Source organism: Pseudomonas sp. ok272 (genome assembly GCF_900109995.1).
Taxonomy (GTDB): Bacteria; Pseudomonadota; Gammaproteobacteria; order Pseudomonadales; family Pseudomonadaceae; genus Aquipseudomonas.
Genome location: NZ_FOCB01000009.1, coordinates 196,633 through 218,540 on the forward strand (window position 1 = coordinate 196,633; position 21,908 = coordinate 218,540).

The window sequence follows — 21,908 nt, forward strand, 5'->3', positions numbered from 1 at the left end:
TACTCATGAGTGAACGCAAGGCGTTGTTGATTTTGCATGGTAAACAGGCGCTCAACGAACAGGTTCGCGCGGCGGTTGAGCGCAAGCGTCAGCAGGGTTGGGAGCTGGCTGTGCGCCTGACGTGGGAGGCGGGCGACGCACAGCGCCTGGTGGGCGAGGCGCTGACGGCGGGGTACACACAGCTGATTGCCGGCGGTGGCGATGGCACGTTACGCGACATCGCCGAGACGATGGCCCTGCACCCGGGTGAGGCCAGCCTGGTGATCTTGCCACTGGGCACCGCCAATGATTTTTCCCGTGCCGCGGGCATTTCTCTGGTGCCGGAGGAGGCGCTTGAGTTGCTGAATGTGCCGGCGCAGGCCATAGACCTGGGAGAGGTCGATGGGCAGATCTTTCTCAATATGGCCACGGGGGGATTCGGCAGCCAGGTGACGGCAAACACCTCTGAGGAGTTGAAGAGGATTCTGGGCGGTGCCGCCTATCTTTTCACCGGGCTGACGCGATTTGGCGAGTTGCATGCCGCCTACGGTGAGCTGCACGGCCCCGGTTTTCAGTGGCAGGGCGACCTGCTTGCGTTGGGGATCGGCAATGGCCGCCAGGCCGGTGGCGGCCATGTGCTGTGTCCAGACGCGTTGGTGAATGATGGTTTGTTGGATATCAGTATCTTGCCTGCGCCTCAGGAATGGGTTGGCACCCTCAGGGATTTGATGGCGGAAGGTTGGGGGATCGACAATATGTTTGTGCGCGCCCGCTTGCCGTGGGTCGAGATCAAGGTCTCGGAGGGGCTGCACATCAATCTCGACGGTGAGCCACTGGAGGGCGAGCGTTTGCGTTTTTCCGTGCGGCCCAAGGTGTTGCGCGTGCATTTGCCATTGGGCTCGCCATTGCTCCACGTCAGCGGCTGACTAGTCGTCGAGGCTGATGATCTGTTCGCGCACGGCAAAGAGTACCAGGCCTGCTACGTCGAAGATCTGCAAGCGCTTCATGATTTGCGAGCGATGGGTCTCCACCGTCTTGATGCTCAGGCTCAAGCCGTTGGCAATTTCCCGGGTGGATTTGCCGCGTACGATCAAGCGCAGGATTTCCAGTTGGCGCGCCGTCAGATTGTGGTGGTCGGGGCCTTGCGGGTTTTGTGCCCGGTCCAGCGCCTGGTTGATCACTGTATGGGCAATGGCAGGGCTGAGGTAGCGCTCGTTGTTGCGCAAGGCGTCAAGTGCATGGGCCAGTTCGGTAGCGGTGGTGTCCTTGAGCAGGTAGCCATGGGCGCCGGACTCAAGGGCCTGCATGATCATGGCCGGATCGGTGTGCATCGACAGGATCAGCACCTTGCATTTGGGGTGGGCGGCCTTGAGTGTTTGCAGTGCTTGCAACCCGCCGATTTCTCTCATCGAAAGGTCCAGCAAGATGATGTCCGGGTGCAACTGCTCGACCATCTCCAGCACCTGGGCGCCATCATTGGCTTCGCCAACCACGGCATAGCCGGGAATGTCCATCACCAGCGCCCGCACGCCGGCCCTGATGAGCGAGTGGTCATCCACCAAAAGCAAGTTACAAATCACGGTCTAACCCTATCGGCACTGGCGCGTTCGAGGGCGCGGGGTGCCCAGGGAAACAGCGCTTCGATCCGAGTGCCCTTGCTCGGTTCGCTGTTGACCGCCAGCTTGCCCCCCAGTTGTTCGACCCGCTCGGCCATCCCGGCCATCCCGCGCTGCCCTTCGCTGCCGGGATGAGCGGCAGGATAGAAACCCAGCCCGTCATCGCTAATAAACAGGACAAGACCGTCAGGGGAGCGTTGCAAGCGAACCAATAGATTGATCGCTTGGGCATGGCGCAGCATATTGGTGACGGCTTCCTGGGTGATACGGAAGGCCGCCACGGCCATTTCTTCCGGGATGCCGGTCAGTCGTTGCTGGCATTCAAGGCTCCAGTTCACCCCTGTGTTGGCCAGGGTCTTGAGCAGGTGCGCCCGTAGGCTGGCCTCCAGGCCAAGGCTGGCCAGTTGCCTTGGATTGAGAATGGCGGAGACGTCGCGAACCTTGGCCAGTGTTTCTTCCAGGGTTTCGCAGAGCGTCGCGCAGTGGCTTTGCAGCTCGTCCGGCAAACGGCGCTTGAGCCATTCGCTTTGCAGTTTGGCGGCGGTCAGCAACTGGCCAATATCGTCGTGCAGTTCACGGCTGAGGCGGTGGCGCTCGTTTTCCTGTACCTGCAGCAAGCGGTCGGCCAGCTCCTGTGGCTGGAACTTGATGGATTTCAGCAAGTAGCGATGCTGCATCCAGACCCCCGCGGTGGCGGCGAAGCTCAACACCAGCAATGCCAACGGAAACTGGCTGGACAGGCAGTACATCAGCAGGCTACCCGCCGCCGAAGCGATGCAGAGCGTCAGCGTGAAACGGCGTACATTGTTTCGCGAGGGCGGCCAGCTCATGAGGAATTTGAGGCGAGCGTACAGCGTGGATGGAGCCAAAGGCCGGTCATGAGGGGAGACAGGGGGGTGTCTGGAAGACGCGGTTGGGTGAGTGATCGGCTTCAAGTGAATGCAGTCTGATTGTCAAAATCGAGTTTTGCACTTTCCAGAGGTAAGAGCTTATCTGGAGTCAGAGTGCCATTAATGTAGCGTCAATTAATTGGGCCGCATATTACCACTTAAGATTAGGTTGGTCGCGCTCGCTATACATATAAGCCCGGATTGGCACACGGGATGCTTTAAAGTGCCCAGGCGTAGTTGGGGTTTATTTCACTTGCGTCGTTAAAAGATAAGACGTTCTCAAAAACGACGCGCGCAACTATTGCAAATAGTGTCGATAATTAACGGGTTCGATAGCAGGTTCTAGGCATGCCTGGCCGGGAGTGCGGTGCAGGCATAGTCTCGGGCCGGGACGGGAAAGCGCAACGGGGTGCGCCCGATCTCCTCGATGAACGCTGCGAGCAAGCGCGCCTGTTCGTCATCATCCAGGCCCAGTTTTCCGGTATTGATGTCGACCAGCTCAAGCTGCCATGCCATCAAGATGAAGCATTCCTTTAGCGCACGCAGTGCCTTGTCTTGCAGGTCGATCTGCTGGTGGGTGCGATTGAGCACGGCATGAATGGATCTGGCGAATGACGACACGGCAACCAGCGCCAGTGCATCTGCGCGGTTCGCCAGGGTCAGCAGCGTATCGAGCATGCAATTGATGGCGTCCTGATCGTTGTTGATCAGTTGCAGGTGGACCAGACACTCTTCGGATTTGGCCAGGAGCATTTCAGCCTCGATGAGAAAATCGGGCAGGCGTTGACTGCGTTGGGTCATACGATCGTTCAGCATGCTTTTCTCCCCGCCATCAAGTCTGATTGTGCGATTTGGCGTCTGGTGAATGGGCGTAAGTTACTGCTGCTGGAGAACGAAAGTCTGTAGGACCGTTCCGAGTTTTTGTGCGGGACGACGTTCGGTATGGACATGTCCGACATGGAGTTAGTCGCCTTGCTGGCGTCACGACAAAAATTCGTGACGTGCCGCCGTGAAGTGTGGGCAACTGTTTGTGGCGGGCTCAAGTCTAGGCCTGGCGCTGACTCGGTGATCACAAACAAAAGCCTGACTCCATTCGTGCAGTGAGAATGGCGTCACATTAATGGCTATTGGATATCGCGAATATCAGGGTGGTCCTGATTGTGGCTAGGGGAATCCCTGATGCCGTGGAACCTAAGGCGGATTTATAGGTCGTGATGCGGCGCCGACTGGAAACAGCGGAGTTGGGCAACTCAGTAGAGCATGATGTTAATGTGACATCAATTGATTTGCATGGCATTTTATCCAAGGGTCAAGAAGTCGCGCAGCCCGCCGATAACGTGCCCGAGTCACTCATCAGAAAAGCCCAGGAGTCATCAATGGCCGGCATTCTCGACACGGTAGATCAGCGCACCCAGTTGGTGGGTGAGAATCGCCTGGAAATCCTCATGTTTCGCCTGGCCGGTCGGCAGTTGTTCGCGATCAACGTCTTCAAGGTGCAGGAAGTCCTGCAACTGCCCAAGCTGACCCTGATGCCGCAACGTCATCCGTTTGTCTGCGGGGTGGTCAACCTGCGTGGCCAGACCCTGCCGGTGATTGACCTGTCCCAGGCCATCGGCATGCGCCCGCTGGTGCCGGGCCCCGGCAGCACCATCATTGTCACTGAGTACAACCGTTCGGTGCAGGCATTCCTGGTCGGTGGTGTGGACCGCATCGTCAACATGAACTGGGAAGCGATTCTGCCACCGCCCGCCAGTGCCGGTCGCGAGCATTACCTCACCGCCATCAGTAAGGTCGACGACCAGTTGGTCGAGATCATTGATGTCGAGAAAGTCCTGGCCGAGATCGTGCCGTACAACGCCAAGGTCTCGCGCGAAAAACTTGAAGACCCGCTCCTGGCGCGTGCGCGCGGGCGCGAAGTGCTGCTGGTGGACGACTCCAATGTTGCCTTGTCGCAACTGCGTGACACCCTGGGCCAGCTCGGGGTGAAGATGCACATTGCCAGCGACGGCCTCAAAGCCCTGAACATGCTCAAGGCCTGGGCGGATACCGGGGTGAACATGACCGATAAGTTGCTGATGGTGTTTACCGACGCCGAGATGCCGGAGATGGACGGCTACCGCCTGACCACCGAGATCCGTAACGATCCGCGTCTGCGCGGGCTGTATGTGGTGCTGCATACCTCGCTGTCCGGCAGTTTCAACGATTCGATGGTGAAGAAGGTGGGGTGCGACAATTTCCTCTCCAAGTTCCAGCCGGACAAGTTGGTCGACGTGGTGCGCCAGCGCCTGATGCTCGATGAAGTCCCGGCCTGATCGGACGGTCAGCCGGCTGGCGTGACGTCAGCCTTTGATTCGTCGATCAAGCTCGTATAGGGTGGCGTTTTTGCCCATCAGGGAGTAGGCCATGTTGCGTCTCAGCGCGCTGTACCGTTATCCACTCAAGTCCGGCAAGGGCGAGGTCATGCAGCACGCCGACCTGGACAAACTGGGCCTGGCCGGTGATCGACGCTGGATGCTGGTGGACGAGGCCAGCGGGCGCTTCCTGACACAACGCGCCGTCTCGCAGATGAGCCAACTCTCGGCCTTGTGGAATGCCAGCGGTGGCCTGACCCTGGGCGCGCCGGGGCAGCCGCCGATTGAGGTGGCCTTGCCGGCAACCGATGCCCCGTTGCGGGGCGTGACCATCTGGCGCGATACCTTGCGCGTGCCGGATGCCGGTGACGCGGCCGCCGCCTGGGTCAGCCAGTTCATCGGCAAGCCCACCCGCTTGGTGCAAGTACCTGAAGAGCGGGCGCGCACCACGGAGGCGGGCTACGGCAAGGATGACGACAAGGTCGCCTTCGCCGATGGCTATCCACTGTTGTTGATTGGCCAGGCTTCGTTGGACGATTTGTCGCAGCAGGTCGGTCGTCCGTTGGAGATGCTGCGCTTTCGCCCCAACCTGGTGATCGAGGGCAGCGAGGCCTTTGCCGAGGATGGCTGGAAGCGCATCCGCATTGGCGATGTCGAGTTCCGCGTGGTCAAGCCATGCTCGCGCTGCATCTTGACCACCATCGACCCGCAGACCGGCTCGCGCAGCGATGACCGTGAGCCGCTGGCCACTTTGCAAAAGTACCGGGCCCAGGAAGATGGGGCGATGTTTGGCCAGAACCTGGTCAACGATGGCAATGGCCGTCTTGAGGTCGGCATGCCGGTGACGATCCTGGAGTAAGGCGCCAGCCATAAAAAATGCCCGGGTCCTGGCTGGACTCGGGCATTTTTTTACGCTGAAAACCTTAGCCGCGGTATTCGCACAGGTAGGCTGTGTCGACGGCCACCTTGAGCTGGAACTTGCTGTTGGCGGGTACGTTGAACTGGTTGCCGGCGGCGAAGGTTTCCCAGGTGCCGCTGTCCGGCAGTTTGACGGTCAGGGCGCCGGAGACCACGTGCATGATTTCATGCTGGCTGGTGCCGAATTCGTATTCGCCCGGTGCCATGACGCCGACAGTGGCCGGACCTTCGGCGGTGCCAAAAGCGATCGACTTGACGGTGCCGTCGAAGTACTCGTTGACTTTAAACATGGGCGATTCCTCGAAATGGGCTAAAAAGGCTGGCCAGTATGCACAAGGCCTTTTCAGCCGTCACCTGTTGCCCTCAAGGAAGAATCAGCGGCAGCAGGCGCGCGGTATTTCGAGCATCTTCCAGGGCGCGGTGCTGCTGGCCGCTGAACTGCAGGCCGGCCAGTTGCAGGGCGCCGTTGAGACCCAGCGGGCGTTCCAGGCGGCGAGCCTTGGCGAACCGCTGCTTGAGGTTCATGTGGGGCACCTGGCCTAGCAGGCTGTCCAGGTTCAGGCGCTGCCACTCCTGCAGCAGTTGCTTGCGGTCGTAGTCGCCCCAACTGGCCCAGCCTTCGAGGCGCGCCTGATGCTGGCCGAGCCAGCGTTCGAACACCGGCCACACTTCGCTCAAGGGTTGGGCGGTGTCGATGTTGGCCTGGGTGATGCGTGTCAGCGTTCGGCAAAAAGGGGTCAGCAGTGGTCGTCGCAACGGCCGGACGAAGCGCTGGAAATGATCCAGCTCGCGGCCCGCGCGATTGACCAGCGTGGCGCCGATTTCGATGATCTCCATCTCGGTGACGGGCCAGCCACCCTCATCTGTTGTCGCTTCGAGATCAATGACCAGCCAATGAGGCATTGCAGGGTTCCTGGTATCCGCGTCCTGATGAGGCAGAGCGTAGCCAACCTCGGCGGATCCGCCCAGTGGCTTATTCAACCTCCAGCAAAATCTGGCGGTTCTTGACCTGGTCTCCCTGGCTGACCTGCAAGCGCTTGATCACGCCATCGATGCCGGCCTTGAGCGGATGTTCCATTTTCATCGCTTCCAGCACCAGCAACAGCTGGCCTTTGCTCACCGTTGCGCCTTCGTTCACCAGCACTTCGACGATGGCGCCATCCATCGGCGCTTTCAGCGTCCCGCTGCTGGCGCTGGCCAGGGCGCTGACGGGGGCCAGGCGCAGGTCCTCTAATCGCAGGGCGCCGGGGCGGGTGAACAACCACAACGCGCCGTTATCCAGTTGATAGGCGTAGCGTTGGCGTATGCCGTCGATCTCCAGGTGCGCCCAGCCGGCGTCCAGGCCGATCAGCCTGAGTCGCCGGGTTTCCCCGGCCGTTTGAATGTCGAGCTGCCCATCGGCCAGGACGCTGACTTCGCTCGCCCAGCGCTGGTCGTCGAGACCGATCGGTTGTTGCAACGGCGTGCCGGCGTTGTTGCGCCAGCCCTTCAGTACCGAGCTGTGGGCGCGGGCCGAGTGTTCATGGAAGATCGCTGCGGCGATGGCCAGTTCGGTGATGCTGGGCGCTTGTGGGTGCAGGCTTGGGTGATCGCAAAAGTGCTCGGGGATAAACCCGGTACTGAAATCACCGGCGATGAATTGCGGGTGCTGCAGCAGGCCGGCAAGCAGGCGCTGGTTGGTCTGCACGCCCAGCAGCACGCTGTCCTCAACCGCTCGCAGCAACTTGCGCCGGGCTTCTTCGCGGGTGGCGCCATGGGCGATGAGCTTACCCAGCATCGGGTCGTAGAACGGGCTGACCTGTTGCCCCTCCAGCAGGCCGTGGTCGATGCGCACGCCCTCGCGTATGGCCGGCTCCCAGCGTTGGACCTGGCCGGTCTGCGGCAGGAAACCGTGGGCCGGGTCTTCGGCATACAGCCGCACTTCCATGGCGTGGCCCTTGAGTTCGACCTGCTCCTGACGCAGCGGCAGGGGCGAGCCCGCGGCGATATCCAGTTGCCAGGCGACCAGGTCCACACCGCTGATCAACTCCGTCACCGGGTGCTCGACCTGCAAGCGCGTGTTCATTTCCAGGAAGTAGAATCGGCCGGTTGCATCGAGCAGGAACTCCACGGTGCCGGCGCCGACGTAGTCTACCGCGCGACCGGCCTTGAGCGCCGCCTCGCCCATGGCCCGGCGCAGCTCAGGCGTCATCACCGGGCAGGGTGCTTCCTCGATGACCTTCTGATGGCGGCGTTGGATCGAGCAGTCGCGTTCACCCAGGTAGATCAGGTTGCCGTGCTGATCACCGAACAGCTGGATTTCCACGTGGCGCGGATCGATCAGGGCCTGTTCGAGAATCAGCTCGGCGCTGCCAAAGGCATGTTGGGCTTCACTGCGGGCGGTACGGATCAGCGCGAGCAACTGGTCGGCGCCGTAGACCAGGCGCATGCCGCGTCCGCCGCCGCCAGCGCTGGCCTTGATCATCAGCGGATAACCGATACGTTCGGCCTCGCGGCTCAGGGTCGCGTCGTCCTGCTCGGCCCCTTGATAGCCGTCGATACAGGGCACGCCCGCCTTGAGCATGGCGATTTTCGACAGGCGCTTGCTGCCCATCAGTTCGATGGCGGCCGGGCTCGGACCGATAAAGGTCAGGCCCGCCTCGGCACAGGCGGTTGCGAAGCCGGCGTTCTCCGACAGGAAGCCGTAGCCGGGGTGAATCGCGTCCGCGCCACTGCGCCGTGCCGCGTCGATGATCGCCGGGCCGTTGAGGTAGGACTGGGACACGGCGGCGGGGCCGATGTGTACGGCTGCGTCCGCCAGGCGTACGTGCAGCGCATCGGCGTCGGCGTCGCTGAACACCGCCACCGTGCGATAACCCAGGGCCTGGGCGGTGCGCTGGATGCGGCAAGCGATTTCACCGCGGTTGGCGATGAGGATTTTGCGCAGGGTGGGCATAGTCGGTTCCCTTGGTGAGTGCGGTGTCTGTGGGGGCCTCTTCGCGATCAGGCTCGCTCCCACCGTGGATCATCGTCGAGCGCAACCTATGTGTTCACCGAAGATCCAGGGTGGGAGCGAGCCTGCTCGCGAAGCTATTCGGGCGCCCAACTCGGTTTGCGCTTGTGCATAAAGGCCAGGGTCCCCTCCGTCCCTTCGGCCCCCGTCACCGCCTCGCTGAACCACTGCGCCGCTTCATCCAGCAGGGCACCGGAGGGCTGCCCGGCGCTGGCCAGCAGGAGTTTTTTGGTGCGGGCATTGGCCTCTGGCGCGCAGCACAGCACATGGGCCAGCACGCCATCGAGACGCTCGGCCAAGGCCTGTGCATCCTGCTCGACGAAGTGCACCAGGCCCAGGCGCCGCGCCTCGATACCGTCGAACCGCGCCGCGGTCAACGCCAGGCGCCGGGCCTGGGTCAGGCCGATGCGTTGCACCACGAACGGGGCGATTTGCGCCGGCAGCAGGCCGAGGCTGGTTTCCGGCAGGCCGAACTGCGCGTTGTGGTCAGCCAGGGTTACGTCGCTGACACAGGCCAGGCCCAGGCCACCGCCGAGCACCGCGCCTTGCAGCACGCTGATCAGCACCTGCGGCACGTGCTGGGCTTCTTCGAGCAGGGCGCCGAAGGCTCGGTTGAGGTCGCGATACGCGTCTGCGCCCTGGGCGCGGGCGTTGGCCATGTCCTTGATGTCGCCGCCGGCACAAAAGTGCCCACCGGCACCGCCAAGGACCAACGCGCGGACCTCTCGGTCAGCGCGCACCGCCGCCAGCACGGCGCGCAACTCGGCGACCATTTGCAGGCTCATGGCATTGCGGCATTCAGGGCGATTCAAGGTGATGTGCAGCACGCCGTTGTGCAGTTCCAGCAACAGGGTTTGGCAAGCGGGCAGGCGGCTCATTTTTTTTTCCCGGGCAGGGTGCCCATCAGTTTGCAGATGATCCCCAGCATGATCTCGTCGGCACCGCCGCCAATCGACACCAGGCGCACGTCGCGGTAGGCGCGCGACACCGGGTTGTCCCACATGAAGCCCATGCCGCCCCAGTATTGCAGGCAACTGTCGGTGACTTCGCGGCCCAGGCGCCCGGCCTTGAGCTTGGCCATGGACGCCAGGCGCGTGACGTCCTGGCCTTTGATGTACTGCTCGGTGGCCTGGTAGACCAACGCCCGCAGGCATTCGATTTCAGTCGACAGCTCGGCCAGGCGGAAGTGAATCACCTGGTTGTCGATCAAGGCATTGCCGAAGGTCTTGCGTTCCTTGCAGTACTCGATGGTGCTGTCGACGCAGTACTCCAGGCCCTTGATCATGTTGGCGGCACCGAACAGGCGTTCCTCCTGGAACTGCAGCATCTGCATCATGAAGCCGGCGCCTTCGTGGCCGATGCGGTTGCGCTGGGGCACGCGCACGTTGTCGAAGAACACCTGGGCGGTTTCCGAGCTGCGCATGCCGAGCTTGTCCAGGTGCGGGCTCAAGCTGATCCCGGGGGTATTCATCGGCACCATGATCAGCGACTTGTTGATGTGCGCCTTGTCGTCCGAGGTGTTGGCCAACAGGCAAATGAAGTCGGCGCTCGGCGAGTTGGTGATCCACATCTTGCTGCCGTTGATCACGTAGTCGTCGCCGTCCTTGCGGGCGGTGGTCTTGAGCCCGGCGACGTCGGAGCCGGCACCGACTTCCGAGACGCCAATGCAACCGACTTGCTCGCCGGTGATCGCCGGTCGCAGGAACTCCTCACGCAGCGCATCGGAGCCGAAGCGGGCCAGCGCCGGGGTGCACATGTCGGTCTGCACCCCGATCGCCATCGGGACGCCGCCGCAACGAATGGTGCCGAACTCCTCGGCGGCGACCACCGAGTAGCTGTAGTCCAGGCCCATGCCGCCGAACTTTTCCGGCTTGGAAATGCCCAGCAAGCCGAGGTCGCCGGCCTTGCGAAAGACTTCGTGGATCGGAAAGCCCCCGGCCTTTTCCCACTCATCGACGTGCGGGTTGATCTCGTTGTCGACGAACTGGCGGATGGTGCGACGCAGGGCTTCGTGTTCCTGGGTGAAGATCATTTTTATTGTTCTCCTGTGGCCGGCTCAGAACCGGGCGACGCCAAAACTATTGGGTTGCAGTTGACGGACGTCGGCCTCATGGCAGATGTCCAGCAAGTAGCCGAGCAAGGTGCGCGTGTCCCGTGGATCAATCAGCCCGTCGTCCCACAGGTTGGCGCTGCCATACAGGGCGGTGGATTGGCTGTCGAGCTTCTGCGCGGTGACCTGTTCGAGCATGTCGAGCATCTTCGGGTCGGGGACCAGGCCGTCCTTGACCTGCTTGGCCTCGGTGACGATGCGCAGCACCTTGCCGGCTTGCGCGCCGCCCATGACGGCGGTGCGGCTGTTGGGCCAGGCGAAGATGAAACGTGGGTCCAGGCCGCGCCCGCACATGGCGTAGTTGCCGGCGCCGTAGGAACCGCCGACCACCAGGGTCAGCTTGGGCACCCGGGCGTTGGCCACGGCCTGGATCAGCTTGGAACCGTGCTTGATGATTCCTTGCTGCTCCGACTCGGTCCCCACCATGAAGCCCGTGGTGTTGTGGAAGAACAGCAGCGGGGTCTGGCTCTGGTCGCACAGTTGGATGAACTGCGCCGCCTTGCTCGCACCTTGCGGGGTGATCGGGCCGTTGTTGCCAATGAAGCCGCACGGCCGGCCCTGGATCTGCAGGTGGCCGCACAGGGTTTGTTGGTCGAACTCAGCCTTGAACTCCAGGAACCGCGAGCCGTCGGCGATGCGCGCGATGATTTCCCGCACATCGTAGGGTTTCTTCGGGTCATCGGGGATCAGCCCCAGCAGTTCCTCGATGGGGTAGCGCGGTTCATCGAAGTCAGGTGCCGTGCGTGCGGGCAGTCGAGCATTCCACGGCAGCAGGCTGACGATCTCGCGCACCAGGCGCACGCCGTCGGCATCATTTTCGGCCAGGTACTCGGCGGTGCCGGCGATCTGCGCGTGCATCTCGGCGCCACCGAGCGCTTCGTCGGTGGCCACTTCGCCGGTGGCCGCCTTGAGCAACGGGGGGCCGGCGAGAAACAGCTTGGCCTTGCCGCGCACCACCACCACGTAATCCGAAAGCCCCGGTTGGTAAGCCCCGCCGGCAGTTGCCGAGCCGTGCACCACGGTGATCTGCGGCAAGCCCATGGCCGACATCCGTGCCTGGTTGGCGAAGCTGCGCGCACCTTCGATGAAGATCTCGGCGGCGTAGTTGAGGTTGGCCCCGCCGCTCTCGGCGAGGGTGATCACCGGCAGTTTGTTGTCCATGGCGATCTGTTGCAGGCGCAGGGTTTTTTTCAGGCCGGTGGGGGAAATGGTTCCGCCCTTGATTGCACTGTTGTTGGCGACCACCAGCACCCGGACGCCGGACACAAAACCAATCCCGGCGATCAGGCCGCCGCCGGCCTGGCTGCCGTCCTTGTCGTCGTGCAGCTTGTAGCCGGCCAGGCTGGCCAGTTCGAGGAACGGCGCGCCGGGGTCGAGCAGCAGGTTCAGGCGTTCGCGGGGCAGCAGTTGCCCGCGCTGGTCGAACTTGGCCTTGGCCTCCGCCGCTTTGGCCAGCAGGTTGCGCTCCAGGTGGCGGACCTGTTCGATGCAGGCGAGCATGGCGTCGCGGTTCTGGGCGAACTGCGGGCTGTGGGGGTCGAGTTGGGAGTCAATCTGCGGCATCGGTCAGTCCTCGCCCTTGAGCACATCCGGTAAATAGGCGCGATGGAAACCATTGAACGACGCGCTGTGCTGCGCCTTGTGCAGCGGCCACGCACGACTGCCCAGGCTCGCCGCGCCGTCGATGCGCAAGGTGCTGCCGCTGACAAAAGACGCGGCAGGGCTGAGCAGGAACACGATGGCCGCGCTGACTTCGGACTCGGTGCCGATGCGCTTGAGCGGCACGTGTTCGCGCAAGGTCGGGATGACGGCCTTGAACGCGCCTTCGTAGGTGTCCATGCCGCTGGAGGCAATCCAGCCTGGTGCCACCGCGTTGACCCGCACCCCGGCGTAGCCCCACTCGAACGCGGCGGTCTTGGTGAAGTTGTCCATGCCCGAACGCGCCGCCCCCGAATGCCCCATGCCCGGCATGCCGCCCCACATGTCGGCCAGCATGTTGACGATGGCGCCACCGGTCTTGCTCATCGACTGGTTGAACACTTCCCGGGCCATCAGGAAGCCGCCCACCAGGTTGGTGCGCAGCACGGTTTCGAATCCTTTTTGATTGATCGAGGCCAGGGGCGCCGGGTATTGGCCACCGGCATTGTTGACCAAGCCGTGGATCGGCCCGTGATCCTTGATCAGTTGTGTCACCAACTGCTTGACCGCCTCTTCGTCGCGAATGTCGCAGGCCTGCCAACTGGCCTTGCCGCCGTCCTCGGCGATCTCAGCGGCAACGGCTTGCAGCTTCTCTGGCTTGCGCCCCACCAACAGCACATGGGCGCCGAGGGCCGCCAGTTCATGGGCGGTGCAGCGGCCGATGCCACTGCCGCCCCCGGTGACGATGAGGGTCTGGCCGGCGAACAGATCAGGTTTGAAGATCGAATCAAAAGCCACGGTGCACGCCCTCTAGTTGACTTGGTCAGCGATGCTTTGCGGCACCGGGATCTGGATTTCCAGCAGTTGCTGGGCAAACGCCTTGCCTTGCGGGTCGATCCGCAGGCTGGCGACGCCACCGCCGCCCAGGGCGTTCTCCAACAGAAAGTTCAGGCTGTGGCTGCCGGGCAGGTACCAGCGCTGGACTTGCCCGTGGATCGGGTCGAGCACGTGGCGCATCCAGTCGACGATCACCTCTGGCGTCAGCGCCTCGGCGATCCACGGCAGGTAGTCGGGGTGGCGGGCCATGACGCCGATGTTGCTGTGATTGCCCTTGTCGCCGGAGCGCGCCACGGCCAGTTTCACCAGCGGCACACTGGCGTCGGCCCGGCCCCGGGGTTTGGGTGGGGTGAAGGGCAGTGGCAGGTCGCGGCTGTCCAGGTGATCGAGGGCGGGCAGGGCGCAGGCATGGCGCTGGCCTTGCAGATCGACTTCCAGGGTGCAGGTGTCTTTATCGATCAGGAACGAGAACAGGCGGATCAGTGGATACACCGTCGGGCGACCGCCGACGATACCGGTCAGGCCGGGGGCCATGCCGGTCGCGGCCTGGGCGATTTCCCGGGAAAACAGCACCAGCGCCTGTTTGCTCGGATGGCGCACGCCCAGCTTGATCACCACTTCGCGGCTGTCCTGGCGTTGGCCGTGGGGGCCATAGGTGGCTTCGCTGCCGAGCAGTTCGATGTGCACTTCGCTGTAGGGCGCCCAGCCGCGTTGCCTGAAGATCTCCGAGGTCTTGTTGATGATCGCCTCGCTCACCCGTTGGGCCTTGGCCACCGCATCGATGCCGGCGATCAGGCAACTGGCCGTGCAGCGAAAGCCGTCCGGGTAGGTGGCGCTGACCTTGTACTGCGCGCTCGGCGGCAGACCCTTGGCCCCTTGCACGTGGACCACGTCCTGGCCCTGTTGTCGGAGCTGGACCTGGCTGAAGTCACAGACCACATCGGGCAGCAGGTAGGCACGGGGGTTGCCGATTTCATACAGCAGTTGCTCGCCGACGCTCAGGGTGCTGACCAGCCCGCCGCTGCCCGCGGGCTTGCCGACAGTGAATTGGCCGTTGGCACTGACTTCGACGATGGGAAAGCCAATGTGCTCGTAGTCCGGCACCTGGCGCCAATCGGTGAAGTTGCCGCCGGTGCATTGCGCGCCACATTCGATGATGTGCCCGGCCAGCGCGGCCTGGGCGAGCTTGTCGTAGTCCTGCCACGACCAGGCGAATTCATGCACCAGCGCGGCGCTGACCACGGCGCTGTCGACCACGCGGCCAGTGATGACGATATCCGCCCCCAGGCGCAGGGCTTCGACGATGCCCGGGGCGCCGAGGTAGGCGTTGGCGGACACGCACAGGGCGGGCAGCGGTTCGTCGCTGAACATCTCGCGCACCGCGTGGGCGGCCAGTTGCTTGAACTGCGGCTGCAGGTCATCGCCCAGCAACACGGCGATCTTCAGCGGCACGCCGGCCCGGTCGCACGCGGCTTGCAGCGCCGCCGCACAGGCCAGTGGATTGACCCCGCCGGCATTGCTGATGACCTTGATCTGTTGTTGGCTGATCTGGCCCAGGAGCGGGCCGAGGACGTCGATGAAGTCGGTGGCGTAACCGGCCTGGGGATCTTTCATGCGCCCCCCGGCCAATATCGACATGGTGATCTCTGCCAGGTAGTCGAACACCAGGTAGTCCAGCGTGGCGCCGTGTACGAGCTGGGCGGCGGCGGTCGAGGTGTCGCCCCAGAAAGCACTGGCGCAACCAATGCGCACGGTTTTGTTCATGGCAAGCCTCCGGCAGAAGTGGGTCGAGACTACCAAGCAAGCGCTTGGTTTGTAAATGGTCGGCTATCTTCTACCCAAGCGCTTGCTTGGTCGCGCCGGCCAGCTTAAATTGCCCGCGCAATCCACGGCGTATTCATCCGTGGCCGCATGTGTGTTGGATCGACTGTAGGAGACAATAGGTGGACGAGCAAAAAGCCCTGTTGGTAATGCGTGAGCTGGTCGACAGCGGGCAACTGACCGACCCGGACAGCGCTCGCGGCAAGCTGCTGCAAATGGCGGCCCACCTGTTTCGCAACAAGGGCTATGAACGCACCACGGTGCGTGACCTGGCCGGGGCGGTGGGGATTCAGTCGGGCAGCATCTTTCATCACTTCAAAAGCAAAGACGAAATTCTGCGGGCGGTGATGGAGGAGACCGTGGTCTACAACACAGCCTTGATGCGTGCCGCGCTGGCCCAGGCAGGCAGCGTGCGCGAACAGGTGCTGGCGCTGATCCGTTGCGAGTTGCAGTCGATCATGGGTGGCAGCGGCGAGGCGATGGCGGTGCTGGTGTATGAATGGCGCTCCTTGTCAGAGGCCGGGCAGGCCCAGGTGCTGGCCCTGCGCGACCTCTACGAGCAGATCTGGCTGCAGGTGCTGGGAGAGGCCAAGGTGGCGGGTTTTATTCGTGGCGACGTGTTCATCACCCGGCGCTTCTTGACCGGGGCGCTGTCCTGGACCACCACCTGGTTCCGTGCGGACGGCAGCATGAGCCTCGATCAACTGGCCGAGGAAGCATTGATCCTGGTGCTGGAAGAAAAGTGATGGCTTGGATCAAACGTACTCAACAGCCATCATTCATTTGTCGAAGCGGCTGAAACCGCCTAGCTTATCCAATGTGGTGCATTTCAGAGGTAGGTGTGTTTTGAAGTTTTTGCCGGTTCGCACGGCTTCGCGGATGTTGTTGATGGCCCTCGGTGTGCTGTTCGTGTTGCCGACGTCGGCCTCGCAAGTGGTGCGTGTGGGCGCTGCACACTTTCCGCCCTACACGGTCCGCCCTGAAAGCGGCGTCGACACCGGCCTGTTGCCGCAGATGATCGCCGCCCTCAACCAGTTGCAAACGGACTTTACCTTTGTGTTGGTGCCGACCTCCCTGGCCCGTCGTTTCGGTGATCTCAAGCAGGGCCGGATCGACATGGCGGTTTTCGAGAACCCGTCCTGGGGCTGGCAAGAGGTGCCGCACACCGCCGTCGACATGGGCCTGGAGGATGCCGAGATCTTTGTTGCACAACAGCAACCGGCACGAGGGCAGGCGTACTTTTCCGATCTGCGGGGCAAACGTTTGGCGCTGTTCAGCGGTTATCACTACGCCTTCGCCGATTTTAATCCCGACCCCAGGGTTCTCGCGGATAACTACAACGCCAAGCTGACCTATTCCCACGACAGCAACTTGCTGATGGTCTTGCGTGGGCGGGCAGACGTCGCCCTGGTCACACGCTCCTATTTGAGCGACTACCTGCTGCGCAATGAGCCGATCAGGTCACAGTTGCTGGTCTCGGACCGCATCGATCAGGTGTATCACCATTTCGCCCTGATTCGTCCGTCGGCGGCCATCGACGGCGAGGCGTTTGCCAAGCTGCTACAAGGTCTGCGGGACAACGGACAGATGCTGAAGATTTTTGCGCCCTACAAGATCGCGCTGGTGCCGGTGCCCCAGGGCTGAAGTCCGGCCGCGCCACCTGCGTTCGTCAATCCTGGCGCTGGGCAACGGTATCGCGACGTGTCCCCGAGACCTGGCGACAATGCACCAAGGCATCGCGAATCATGAAGTTGACCAAGGTCGGCGAGACGCCCAGCTCCTTGGCGATGTCCTTTTGTGGCACGCCGTGCAGGCGATACGCCTCGAAGGCGTAACGGGTGCGGCAAGGCAATTGGCCCAGGGCGGCGGCGATGTTTTCCAGGGCGCGGAAGTTGATGTGCGAGGTTTCGGGCGAAGCGCCATGGATGACCACATTCAAGCCTTCCTCCTCCCTGCCTGAGTATTTGTGCTCCAGCGCCTGCTTGCGGTAATGGTCGATCGCCAGGTTACGCACGATCTGAAACAGATAGCTGAGTTGGGCCTTGAACGACGACGTGATCTGCGGTGCCGATTGCAGACGGAAGAACGCGTCCTGTACCACGTCTTCGGCGCGGGAGCGGCAGCCGGTGATACGGGCTGCGATCTTGACCAGGATCAGTCGGTTTTCAACGAACGCTTGAAGTAACGGTGAATCACACCTGCTTGTGGATACTGCTTCCGTCATGGAAATCACCTTATTGCAAAAAGGGAATAGGACGGTCAGCGGTTCGGATCCGTCCTACGCGTCGACGGACAAGCTAGGCTTAATGATAATCGTTGTCAATTGAGGTGGAGGAGTCATTCCATCTGGCAACTGCTTTTGGCAATGACCGGTCTTGCGCGCCCTGAGTGTTGTTACATCCGTTATCGAAGCTTGAATTGACCCTCATTTCCTTGCGGGGCAGGCTGGCGATTCGATTTGAAAGGAGAGAACGGATGCCCTTCGTAACGATTGATGGACAATCGCTTCACTACATTGATCAAGGGGCGGGGCCGGCGGTGTTGCTGGCCGGCAGTTATTTATGGGACCAGACCATGTGGGCGCCGCAGATCACGGCGTTGTCCCAACTCTATCGGGTCATTGCCTTGGACCTGTGGGGACACGGCGACTCCGGGCCGCTGCCGCAGAAGACCGCCTCGCTGGATGATGTGGCGCGCCAGGCACTGGCGTTGTTGGATCATCTGGCACTTGAGCGGGTGACGCTCGTGGGGCTTTCTGTCGGTGGCATGTGGGGCGTGCGCCTGGTGCTTTCGGCCCCGCAGCGCGTCAACGGCTTGGTGCTGATGGACACCTATGCCGGGGCCGAGCCCGAGGCGACTCGACACTACTACTTCGCGCTGCTCCAACACATCTTCGATGCGGGTGAGATTGCGCCGCACCTGCTCGACATCATCGTGCCAATATTCTTCCGGCCGGGCATCGATCCTCAATCAGCACTTTACCAAGGGTTTCGCGCGTCACTGGCTGCGCTGCCCTCGGACCGCCTGCGTTCGAGTATCGTGCCGCTGGGGCGTATTACGTTTGGGCGTGACGACGTGCGGGCGCGGCTGTGTTCGTTGGATCCGCTGAGCACCCTGGTGATGTGTGGTGAAGAGGATCAACCCAGGCCGCCCGAGGAGACCCGGGAAATGGCTAGGTTGATTGGTTGCCCGTCTGTGTTGGTGCCGCAGGCCGGACATATTTCCAGCCTGGAGAACGCCTCGTTTGTCACCGAGGCGTTGCTCAGGTTTCTCGCCCAGAGGCAGTCGTAGACGCTCAGGCCTTAGCACAAACCGGTGTTTACTTCGGCCCCAGGATCTTCGCCAGCTTGTCTGGCGATGGCGCGCCTTGTTGCTGCTGCAACTCGCCCTTGTCGTCCATGTAGAAGATCGCCGGGGTGGCCGACAGCTCCAGTTCGTCCATCAATGCCATGTTGGCGTCGAGCTTGGCCTGGACCTCGGCCGGGATGGTTTTCAGTGGCTTGAGGGCGCTTTGCTTGCCGGCCTTCTCGTGCTCGTCGAGGGCCTTGCTCGGGTCCTTGCTGGCCAGCAGGGCCGCGGATTTGCCCGGGCTGTCTTCGCGGATGATGCCGACCATGATGTGCCGCAACTGCACCTTGCCCGCCTTGACCCACGGGCGAGCCTGCTCCCAGAACATGTTGCAGTAAGGGCAGTTCGGGTCGCTGAACAGGTAGACCACCCGGGGTGCATCCTTGTTGCCGTCGGCGATCCAGTGGCTGGCGTCCATCTTGGCCCAGACTTCCTTGGCCATCGGTGCGTAGACCAGCTTCTGCAGGGGCTCGGCGCTCAGGTCCTTGCCGTCGGCATCGTACAGGTTACCCAGCAACACATGCTTGCCATCAGGCGTCAGGTACAGGGCCATGCCGCGGTTCTGGTACTGCGCGGCATACCCGCGCAGGCCGTCGGGGGCGTCGAAGCTGCCGATGATCTTGGCACCTTTGGCCTGGATCTTCTGGATCGCCGCAGGCAGTTCTTCGGCCTGGACCCAGGGTGTGTGCAACAGGGCAGCGCCCAGGGTCAGCGTCAGCAGGTGGCGGAAGCGGGGCATGGCAGTTTTTTCCTTGAAGGTGTGTCGGAAAGAGGGGCGTCGTCAAAGTTTTCCAGGGCGCGGGCCAGGCTGGCTTCGGACAGCTCGCCCAGGTGGCTACCCAGTAGCCGCCCATCAGCGCCATAGAACAGCGTCGTGGGCAAGGCCATGGAACCCACCGCCTGGCCCAGCCGGCCACCGCTGTCGAACAACACGTTGGACAGGCTCAGGCCCTGGGTGGCGAGGAAGGTGCTGACGCTTTGCATGCTTTCGCCCTGATTGACGAACAGGAACGTCAGGTCGGAGCGCTTTTGTTGGGCGTTTTCCAGCACCGGCATTTCTCGCCGGCACGGTGGGCACCAGGTGGCCCAGAGGTTGATCACCAACGGCCCGCCCTTGTAGTCGGTGAGCTGCACGGTTTCACCGGCGGCATTGCGCAAGGTGATGTCGGGCAGGCGGGTGCCTTGTTCGTAGAGGTTCAGCGACAGGCTGGCCAGCACCCAGAACACCACGCCGCTACCCACGCCGAACCCCAGGGGTTTGCGCAGGGCCGGGCGTCGCCAGCCCCAGGCGGCGGAGGCCAGGAGCAGGGTCACGACACCGGGCCAGGCGAGGAAGCCGCCATCGCGCAGGTCGACAATTTGCCAGGCGTCATTGCGGTAGTAAGACCAATAGACGAGGACAAAGCTGATCCGGGCGGCGAGCAGGCCCAGCAGGAACAAACCGAACAACGCCGACTCGGGGTTTTCACCGCCGCGCTTGGCCACCCGCCAGCCGACGAAGGTCGCCAGTACCAGGGCACTGATCAGCAGCAGGTGGTTGAGGGCAATGGCAAAGGTGCCGAGGGTGAAGGTCAGCATCAGCGAGCGTCCCGAGTGATGTTCCAGCGTTGCAGGAAACCGGTGGCGTCCACTTCCCCGGTGATGCGCTGGCTGCGGCGTTCTTCGCCGTCACCGGCGATCCACACGAAGCTGGGAGGCCCAGGCACCTTGTAGCGCTCCAACAGCTCGCGGCTCGCGGCGTTGTCGGCGGTTACGTCCAGGCGCAACAGGCGGACGTCTTTGAGCGCCTCCATCACCTGGGGTTTGCCGAACACCTGTTTCTCCATGATCTTGCACGACACGCACCAGTCGGCGTAGTAGTCCAGCAGTACCCACTGGCCTTGAGCGCGTGCGGCGTCCAGTTCGCGTTGCAGGGCGGCGGGCTCCTTGATCGTGGTGAAGGCGTCGTGGGCCGTAGGGCTGGCGATACCGCTTGAGGCGGGGGCGCGGAACACCTGCAGGGGCTTGAACAGGTCATCGCTGCCACCGGCCGCACCGATCACCAGCAAGCTGCCCCACAACCCGGACAGCAGCGCGACGCTGCCGAACACATGGGCGGCGCGGCCAAAGCCAGCGGTCTGGCGCCAGGCGCAGTAGGCAACGATCAGCAGCAACGCACCCCACAGACCGACCCACAGCGACTCATCCAACACCGGGCGCACCATCACCAAGGCGGTGCCCAGGAACAGGAAGCCGAAGATGCCTTTGAGCAGGTTCATCCAGGCACCGGGCTTGGGCAGGAAACGATTGCCAACGGTCACCAGCAGCAGCAGCGGCAAGCCGATGCCCAGGCCCATGGCGAACAGGATCAGCCCGCCGTGCAGCGCATTGCCGCTTTGGGCGATGTACAGCAAGGCGCCGGCCAGCGGGGCGGTCATGCACGGGCCAACCAGCAGGCCGGACAACGCGCCAAGGACCCCGGCGCCGAGCAGGCTGCCGCCACCTTGTTTGCGGCTGGCGTTTTCCAGGCGATCACGCAGGGCCGCTGGCAGTTGCAGTTCGAAGAAGCCAAACATCGGCAGCGACAGCAGGACAAAGATCACCGCGAAGCTGCCCAGCAGCCAGGCGTTCTGCAGCAGCGCCTGCAAGTTGGCCCCCAGCAGCGCGGCGATCACGCCCAGCGCCGCATACACCAGGGCCATGCTCACCACATAGCTGCCGGCCAGGGCAAAGCCGCGCTTGGGGCTGGCACCGCTGCCGACGATCAGGCCGGCGAGAATCGGCAGCATCGGCAACGAGCAAGGGGCGAAGGCCAGCAACAGGCCCAGGCCAAAGAACACCAACAGGCTCCAGCCCAGCGCACGCTGTTGCAGGCCGCTGGCCAGGGCTTGATCCGGGGCTTGGGACGCATTGGTCGTGACTGTCGCGGCACCACCGCCCAGGTCCACCACCTGGGTTTGCGGCGGGTAACACAGGCCGGCATCGGCACAGCCCTGGAAGCCGACTTTAATCTGCCCGCTGGCCCCGGCCGGGATCTTCAGTTCCAGGCCCTGGCGATAGACCTGCTGGTCGCCGAAGAACTCGTCGCTATGGGCCTCGCCCTCGGGCAGCGCGGGTTTGTGGGCCTCGGGCAGGCCGCTGAAGGTCATGCGCTTCTGATACAGGTAGTAGCCATCGGCGATTTGCCAGAACAACTGGGTTTCGCCCGACTCCAGTTTTTCCGAGGTGAAGACGAACGCCTTGGCCACGGGCAAGAACTCGGCTTTGGTCTCGAATGGATTCGACGCGGCCTGGGCCAGGCCAGCAAAGACAAACAGCAACAGTGTGAACAGACGACGCATGGGTAAGCCTTGTACCAGGTGCAATTGCGTGCACGATGAAGGGTGGCGATTAACCCGTGATTAACCCGCCTTGGCGCGCAGGCGTCAA

At 62.8% G+C, this 21,908-nt stretch carries 21 protein-coding genes; 6 read left to right on the plus strand and 15 right to left on the minus strand.

All coding sequences use genetic code 11. The features are described 5' to 3' along the window. The first annotated feature begins 5 nt into the window (after positions 1-5). Entirely contained in the window at positions 6-905 is a 900-nt protein-coding gene (gene yegS / locus BMW74_RS15115) for a lipid kinase YegS (RefSeq protein WP_093422255.1), read from the plus strand. On the opposite strand, the gene BMW74_RS15120 is transcribed toward yegS, so the two are convergent. The 3 genes from BMW74_RS15120 to BMW74_RS15130 all read right to left on the minus strand — a co-directional run bounded on the left by BMW74_RS15120 (position 906) and on the right by BMW74_RS15130 (position 3,301). Further along, the gene (locus BMW74_RS15120) at positions 906-1,559 is read right to left on the minus strand and encodes a response regulator (RefSeq protein ID WP_093422259.1); all 654 of its coding nucleotides are present in this window, start codon (positions 1,557-1,559) and stop codon (positions 906-908) included. Then, positions 1,556-2,449, minus strand: coding sequence for a sensor histidine kinase (locus tag BMW74_RS15125; RefSeq protein ID WP_093422448.1), 894 nt, complete (start codon positions 2,447-2,449; stop codon positions 1,556-1,558). The genes BMW74_RS15120 and BMW74_RS15125 overlap by 4 nt, the downstream gene beginning before the upstream one ends. A gap of 378 nt (positions 2,450-2,827) precedes the next feature. Continuing rightward, positions 2,828-3,301, minus strand: a complete 474-nt coding sequence (locus BMW74_RS15130) for a hypothetical protein (RefSeq protein ID WP_093422263.1) — start codon at positions 3,299-3,301, stop codon at positions 2,828-2,830. Positions 3,302-3,861: 560 nt separating this feature from the next. Here BMW74_RS15130 and BMW74_RS15135 point away from each other — a divergent pair. Both BMW74_RS15135 and BMW74_RS15140 read left to right on the plus strand, forming a co-directional pair. Further along, positions 3,862-4,797 carry a chemotaxis protein CheV gene (locus BMW74_RS15135; protein ID WP_093422268.1) on the plus strand — a complete coding sequence of 312 codons (936 nt, stop codon included), beginning with the start codon at positions 3,862-3,864 and terminating at the stop codon, positions 4,795-4,797. 91 nt (positions 4,798-4,888) lie between these two features. Next, complete coding sequence (locus tag BMW74_RS15140) at positions 4,889-5,695, plus strand: MOSC domain-containing protein (RefSeq protein ID WP_093422273.1); 807 nt, start codon at positions 4,889-4,891, stop codon at positions 5,693-5,695. Between the two features lie 64 nt (positions 5,696-5,759). On the opposite strand, the gene BMW74_RS15145 is transcribed toward BMW74_RS15140, so the two are convergent. From BMW74_RS15145 to BMW74_RS15180, 8 genes are all read right to left on the minus strand, one after another. Next, positions 5,760-6,044, minus strand: a complete 285-nt coding sequence (locus BMW74_RS15145) for a pyrimidine/purine nucleoside phosphorylase (RefSeq protein WP_093422277.1) — start codon at positions 6,042-6,044, stop codon at positions 5,760-5,762. Between the two features lie 73 nt (positions 6,045-6,117). Continuing rightward, entirely contained in the window at positions 6,118-6,657 is a 540-nt protein-coding gene (locus tag BMW74_RS15150; RefSeq protein ID WP_093422281.1) for a 3'-5' exonuclease, read from the minus strand. Between the two features lie 70 nt (positions 6,658-6,727). Beyond that, positions 6,728-8,689, minus strand: coding sequence for an acetyl/propionyl/methylcrotonyl-CoA carboxylase subunit alpha (locus BMW74_RS15155; RefSeq protein WP_093422286.1), 1,962 nt, complete (start codon positions 8,687-8,689; stop codon positions 6,728-6,730). A 134-nt stretch (positions 8,690-8,823) separates the two neighbouring features. After that, a complete protein-coding gene (locus BMW74_RS15160; protein WP_093422289.1) occupies positions 8,824-9,624 on the minus strand; it encodes an enoyl-CoA hydratase/isomerase family protein in 801 nt (266 codons plus the stop codon). Next, positions 9,621-10,778: a citronellyl-CoA dehydrogenase gene (gene atuD, locus BMW74_RS15165; RefSeq protein WP_093422294.1), complete on the minus strand. Its 1,158-nt coding sequence runs from the start codon at positions 10,776-10,778 to the stop codon at positions 9,621-9,623. The genes BMW74_RS15160 and atuD overlap by 4 nt, the downstream gene beginning before the upstream one ends. Before the next feature lie 24 nt (positions 10,779-10,802). Further along, a complete protein-coding gene (gene atuC, locus BMW74_RS15170) occupies positions 10,803-12,419 on the minus strand; it encodes a geranyl-CoA carboxylase subunit beta (protein ID WP_093422299.1) in 1,617 nt (538 codons plus the stop codon). A gap of 3 nt (positions 12,420-12,422) precedes the next feature. Beyond that, the gene (locus BMW74_RS15175) at positions 12,423-13,292 is read right to left on the minus strand and encodes an SDR family oxidoreductase (protein WP_093422304.1); all 870 of its coding nucleotides are present in this window, start codon (positions 13,290-13,292) and stop codon (positions 12,423-12,425) included. A gap of 12 nt (positions 13,293-13,304) precedes the next feature. Further along, the gene (locus tag BMW74_RS15180) at positions 13,305-15,095 is read right to left on the minus strand and encodes an acyclic terpene utilization AtuA family protein (RefSeq protein WP_093422310.1); all 1,791 of its coding nucleotides are present in this window, start codon (positions 15,093-15,095) and stop codon (positions 13,305-13,307) included. 179 nt (positions 15,096-15,274) lie between these two features. Between BMW74_RS15180 and BMW74_RS15185 the strand changes: the two genes are divergently transcribed. Continuing rightward, on the plus strand, positions 15,275-15,898 hold the full coding sequence (locus BMW74_RS15185) for a TetR/AcrR family transcriptional regulator (RefSeq protein ID WP_093422315.1): 624 nt from the start codon (positions 15,275-15,277) through the stop codon (positions 15,896-15,898). Between the two features lie 133 nt (positions 15,899-16,031). Continuing rightward, a complete protein-coding gene (locus BMW74_RS15190; protein ID WP_093422320.1) occupies positions 16,032-16,796 on the plus strand; it encodes a substrate-binding periplasmic protein in 765 nt (254 codons plus the stop codon). 25 nt (positions 16,797-16,821) lie between these two features. Here BMW74_RS15190 and BMW74_RS15195 read toward each other — a convergent pair whose 3' ends face one another. Continuing rightward, the gene (locus BMW74_RS15195) at positions 16,822-17,376 is read right to left on the minus strand and encodes an RNA polymerase factor sigma-70 (protein WP_093422328.1); all 555 of its coding nucleotides are present in this window, start codon (positions 17,374-17,376) and stop codon (positions 16,822-16,824) included. A 251-nt stretch (positions 17,377-17,627) separates the two neighbouring features. Here BMW74_RS15195 and BMW74_RS15200 point away from each other — a divergent pair, with 251 nt between their 5' ends. Beyond that, positions 17,628-18,443 (plus strand): alpha/beta fold hydrolase, encoded by an 816-nt coding sequence (locus BMW74_RS15200; protein ID WP_093422333.1) that lies wholly within the window; start codon positions 17,628-17,630, stop codon positions 18,441-18,443. Positions 18,444-18,471: 28 nt separating this feature from the next. Here the strand turns inward: BMW74_RS15200 and dsbG are convergent, their stop codons facing one another. From dsbG to dsbD, 3 genes are read right to left on the minus strand one after another with little or no spacing between them, the layout of a single operon-like run. Next, positions 18,472-19,239, minus strand: a complete 768-nt coding sequence (gene dsbG / locus BMW74_RS15205; protein ID WP_093422337.1) for a thiol:disulfide interchange protein DsbG — start codon at positions 19,237-19,239, stop codon at positions 18,472-18,474. Beyond that, a complete protein-coding gene (locus BMW74_RS15210) occupies positions 19,215-20,078 on the minus strand; it encodes a TlpA disulfide reductase family protein (RefSeq protein WP_093422343.1) in 864 nt (287 codons plus the stop codon). Before BMW74_RS15210 ends, dsbG begins: the two co-directional genes overlap by 25 nt. Continuing rightward, a complete protein-coding gene (gene dsbD, locus BMW74_RS15215) occupies positions 20,078-21,820 on the minus strand; it encodes a protein-disulfide reductase DsbD (RefSeq protein WP_093422348.1) in 1,743 nt (580 codons plus the stop codon). The genes BMW74_RS15210 and dsbD overlap by 1 nt, the downstream gene beginning before the upstream one ends. Positions 21,821-21,908: the final 88 nt, after the last annotated feature.

Coding starts and splice junctions, on each gene's coding strand:
- yegS (WP_093422255.1), top strand. CDS start 6: ATGAGTGAACGCAAGGCGTTGTTGATTTTGCATGGTAAACAGGCGCTC.
- BMW74_RS15210 (WP_093422343.1), bottom strand. CDS start 20,078: ATGCTGACCTTCACCCTCGGCACCTTTGCCATTGCCCTCAACCACCTG.
- BMW74_RS15140 (WP_093422273.1), top strand. CDS start 4,889: ATGTTGCGTCTCAGCGCGCTGTACCGTTATCCACTCAAGTCCGGCAAG.
- dsbG (WP_093422337.1), bottom strand. CDS start 19,239: ATGCCCCGCTTCCGCCACCTGCTGACGCTGACCCTGGGCGCTGCCCTG.
- BMW74_RS15190 (WP_093422320.1), top strand. CDS start 16,032: ATGTTGTTGATGGCCCTCGGTGTGCTGTTCGTGTTGCCGACGTCGGCC.
- dsbD (WP_093422348.1), bottom strand. CDS start 21,820: ATGCGTCGTCTGTTCACACTGTTGCTGTTTGTCTTTGCTGGCCTGGCC.
- BMW74_RS15200 (WP_093422333.1), top strand. CDS start 17,628: ATGCCCTTCGTAACGATTGATGGACAATCGCTTCACTACATTGATCAA.
- BMW74_RS15160 (WP_093422289.1), bottom strand. CDS start 9,624: ATGAGCCGCCTGCCCGCTTGCCAAACCCTGTTGCTGGAACTGCACAAC.
- atuC (WP_093422299.1), bottom strand. CDS start 12,419: ATGCCGCAGATTGACTCCCAACTCGACCCCCACAGCCCGCAGTTCGCC.
- BMW74_RS15155 (WP_093422286.1), bottom strand. CDS start 8,689: ATGCCCACCCTGCGCAAAATCCTCATCGCCAACCGCGGTGAAATCGCT.
- BMW74_RS15180 (WP_093422310.1), bottom strand. CDS start 15,095: ATGAACAAAACCGTGCGCATTGGTTGCGCCAGTGCTTTCTGGGGCGAC.
- BMW74_RS15195 (WP_093422328.1), bottom strand. CDS start 17,376: ATGACGGAAGCAGTATCCACAAGCAGGTGTGATTCACCGTTACTTCAA.
- atuD (WP_093422294.1), bottom strand. CDS start 10,778: ATGATCTTCACCCAGGAACACGAAGCCCTGCGTCGCACCATCCGCCAG.
- BMW74_RS15130 (WP_093422263.1), bottom strand. CDS start 3,301: ATGCTGAACGATCGTATGACCCAACGCAGTCAACGCCTGCCCGATTTT.
- BMW74_RS15135 (WP_093422268.1), top strand. CDS start 3,862: ATGGCCGGCATTCTCGACACGGTAGATCAGCGCACCCAGTTGGTGGGT.
- BMW74_RS15145 (WP_093422277.1), bottom strand. CDS start 6,044: ATGTTTAAAGTCAACGAGTACTTCGACGGCACCGTCAAGTCGATCGCT.
- BMW74_RS15150 (WP_093422281.1), bottom strand. CDS start 6,657: ATGCCTCATTGGCTGGTCATTGATCTCGAAGCGACAACAGATGAGGGT.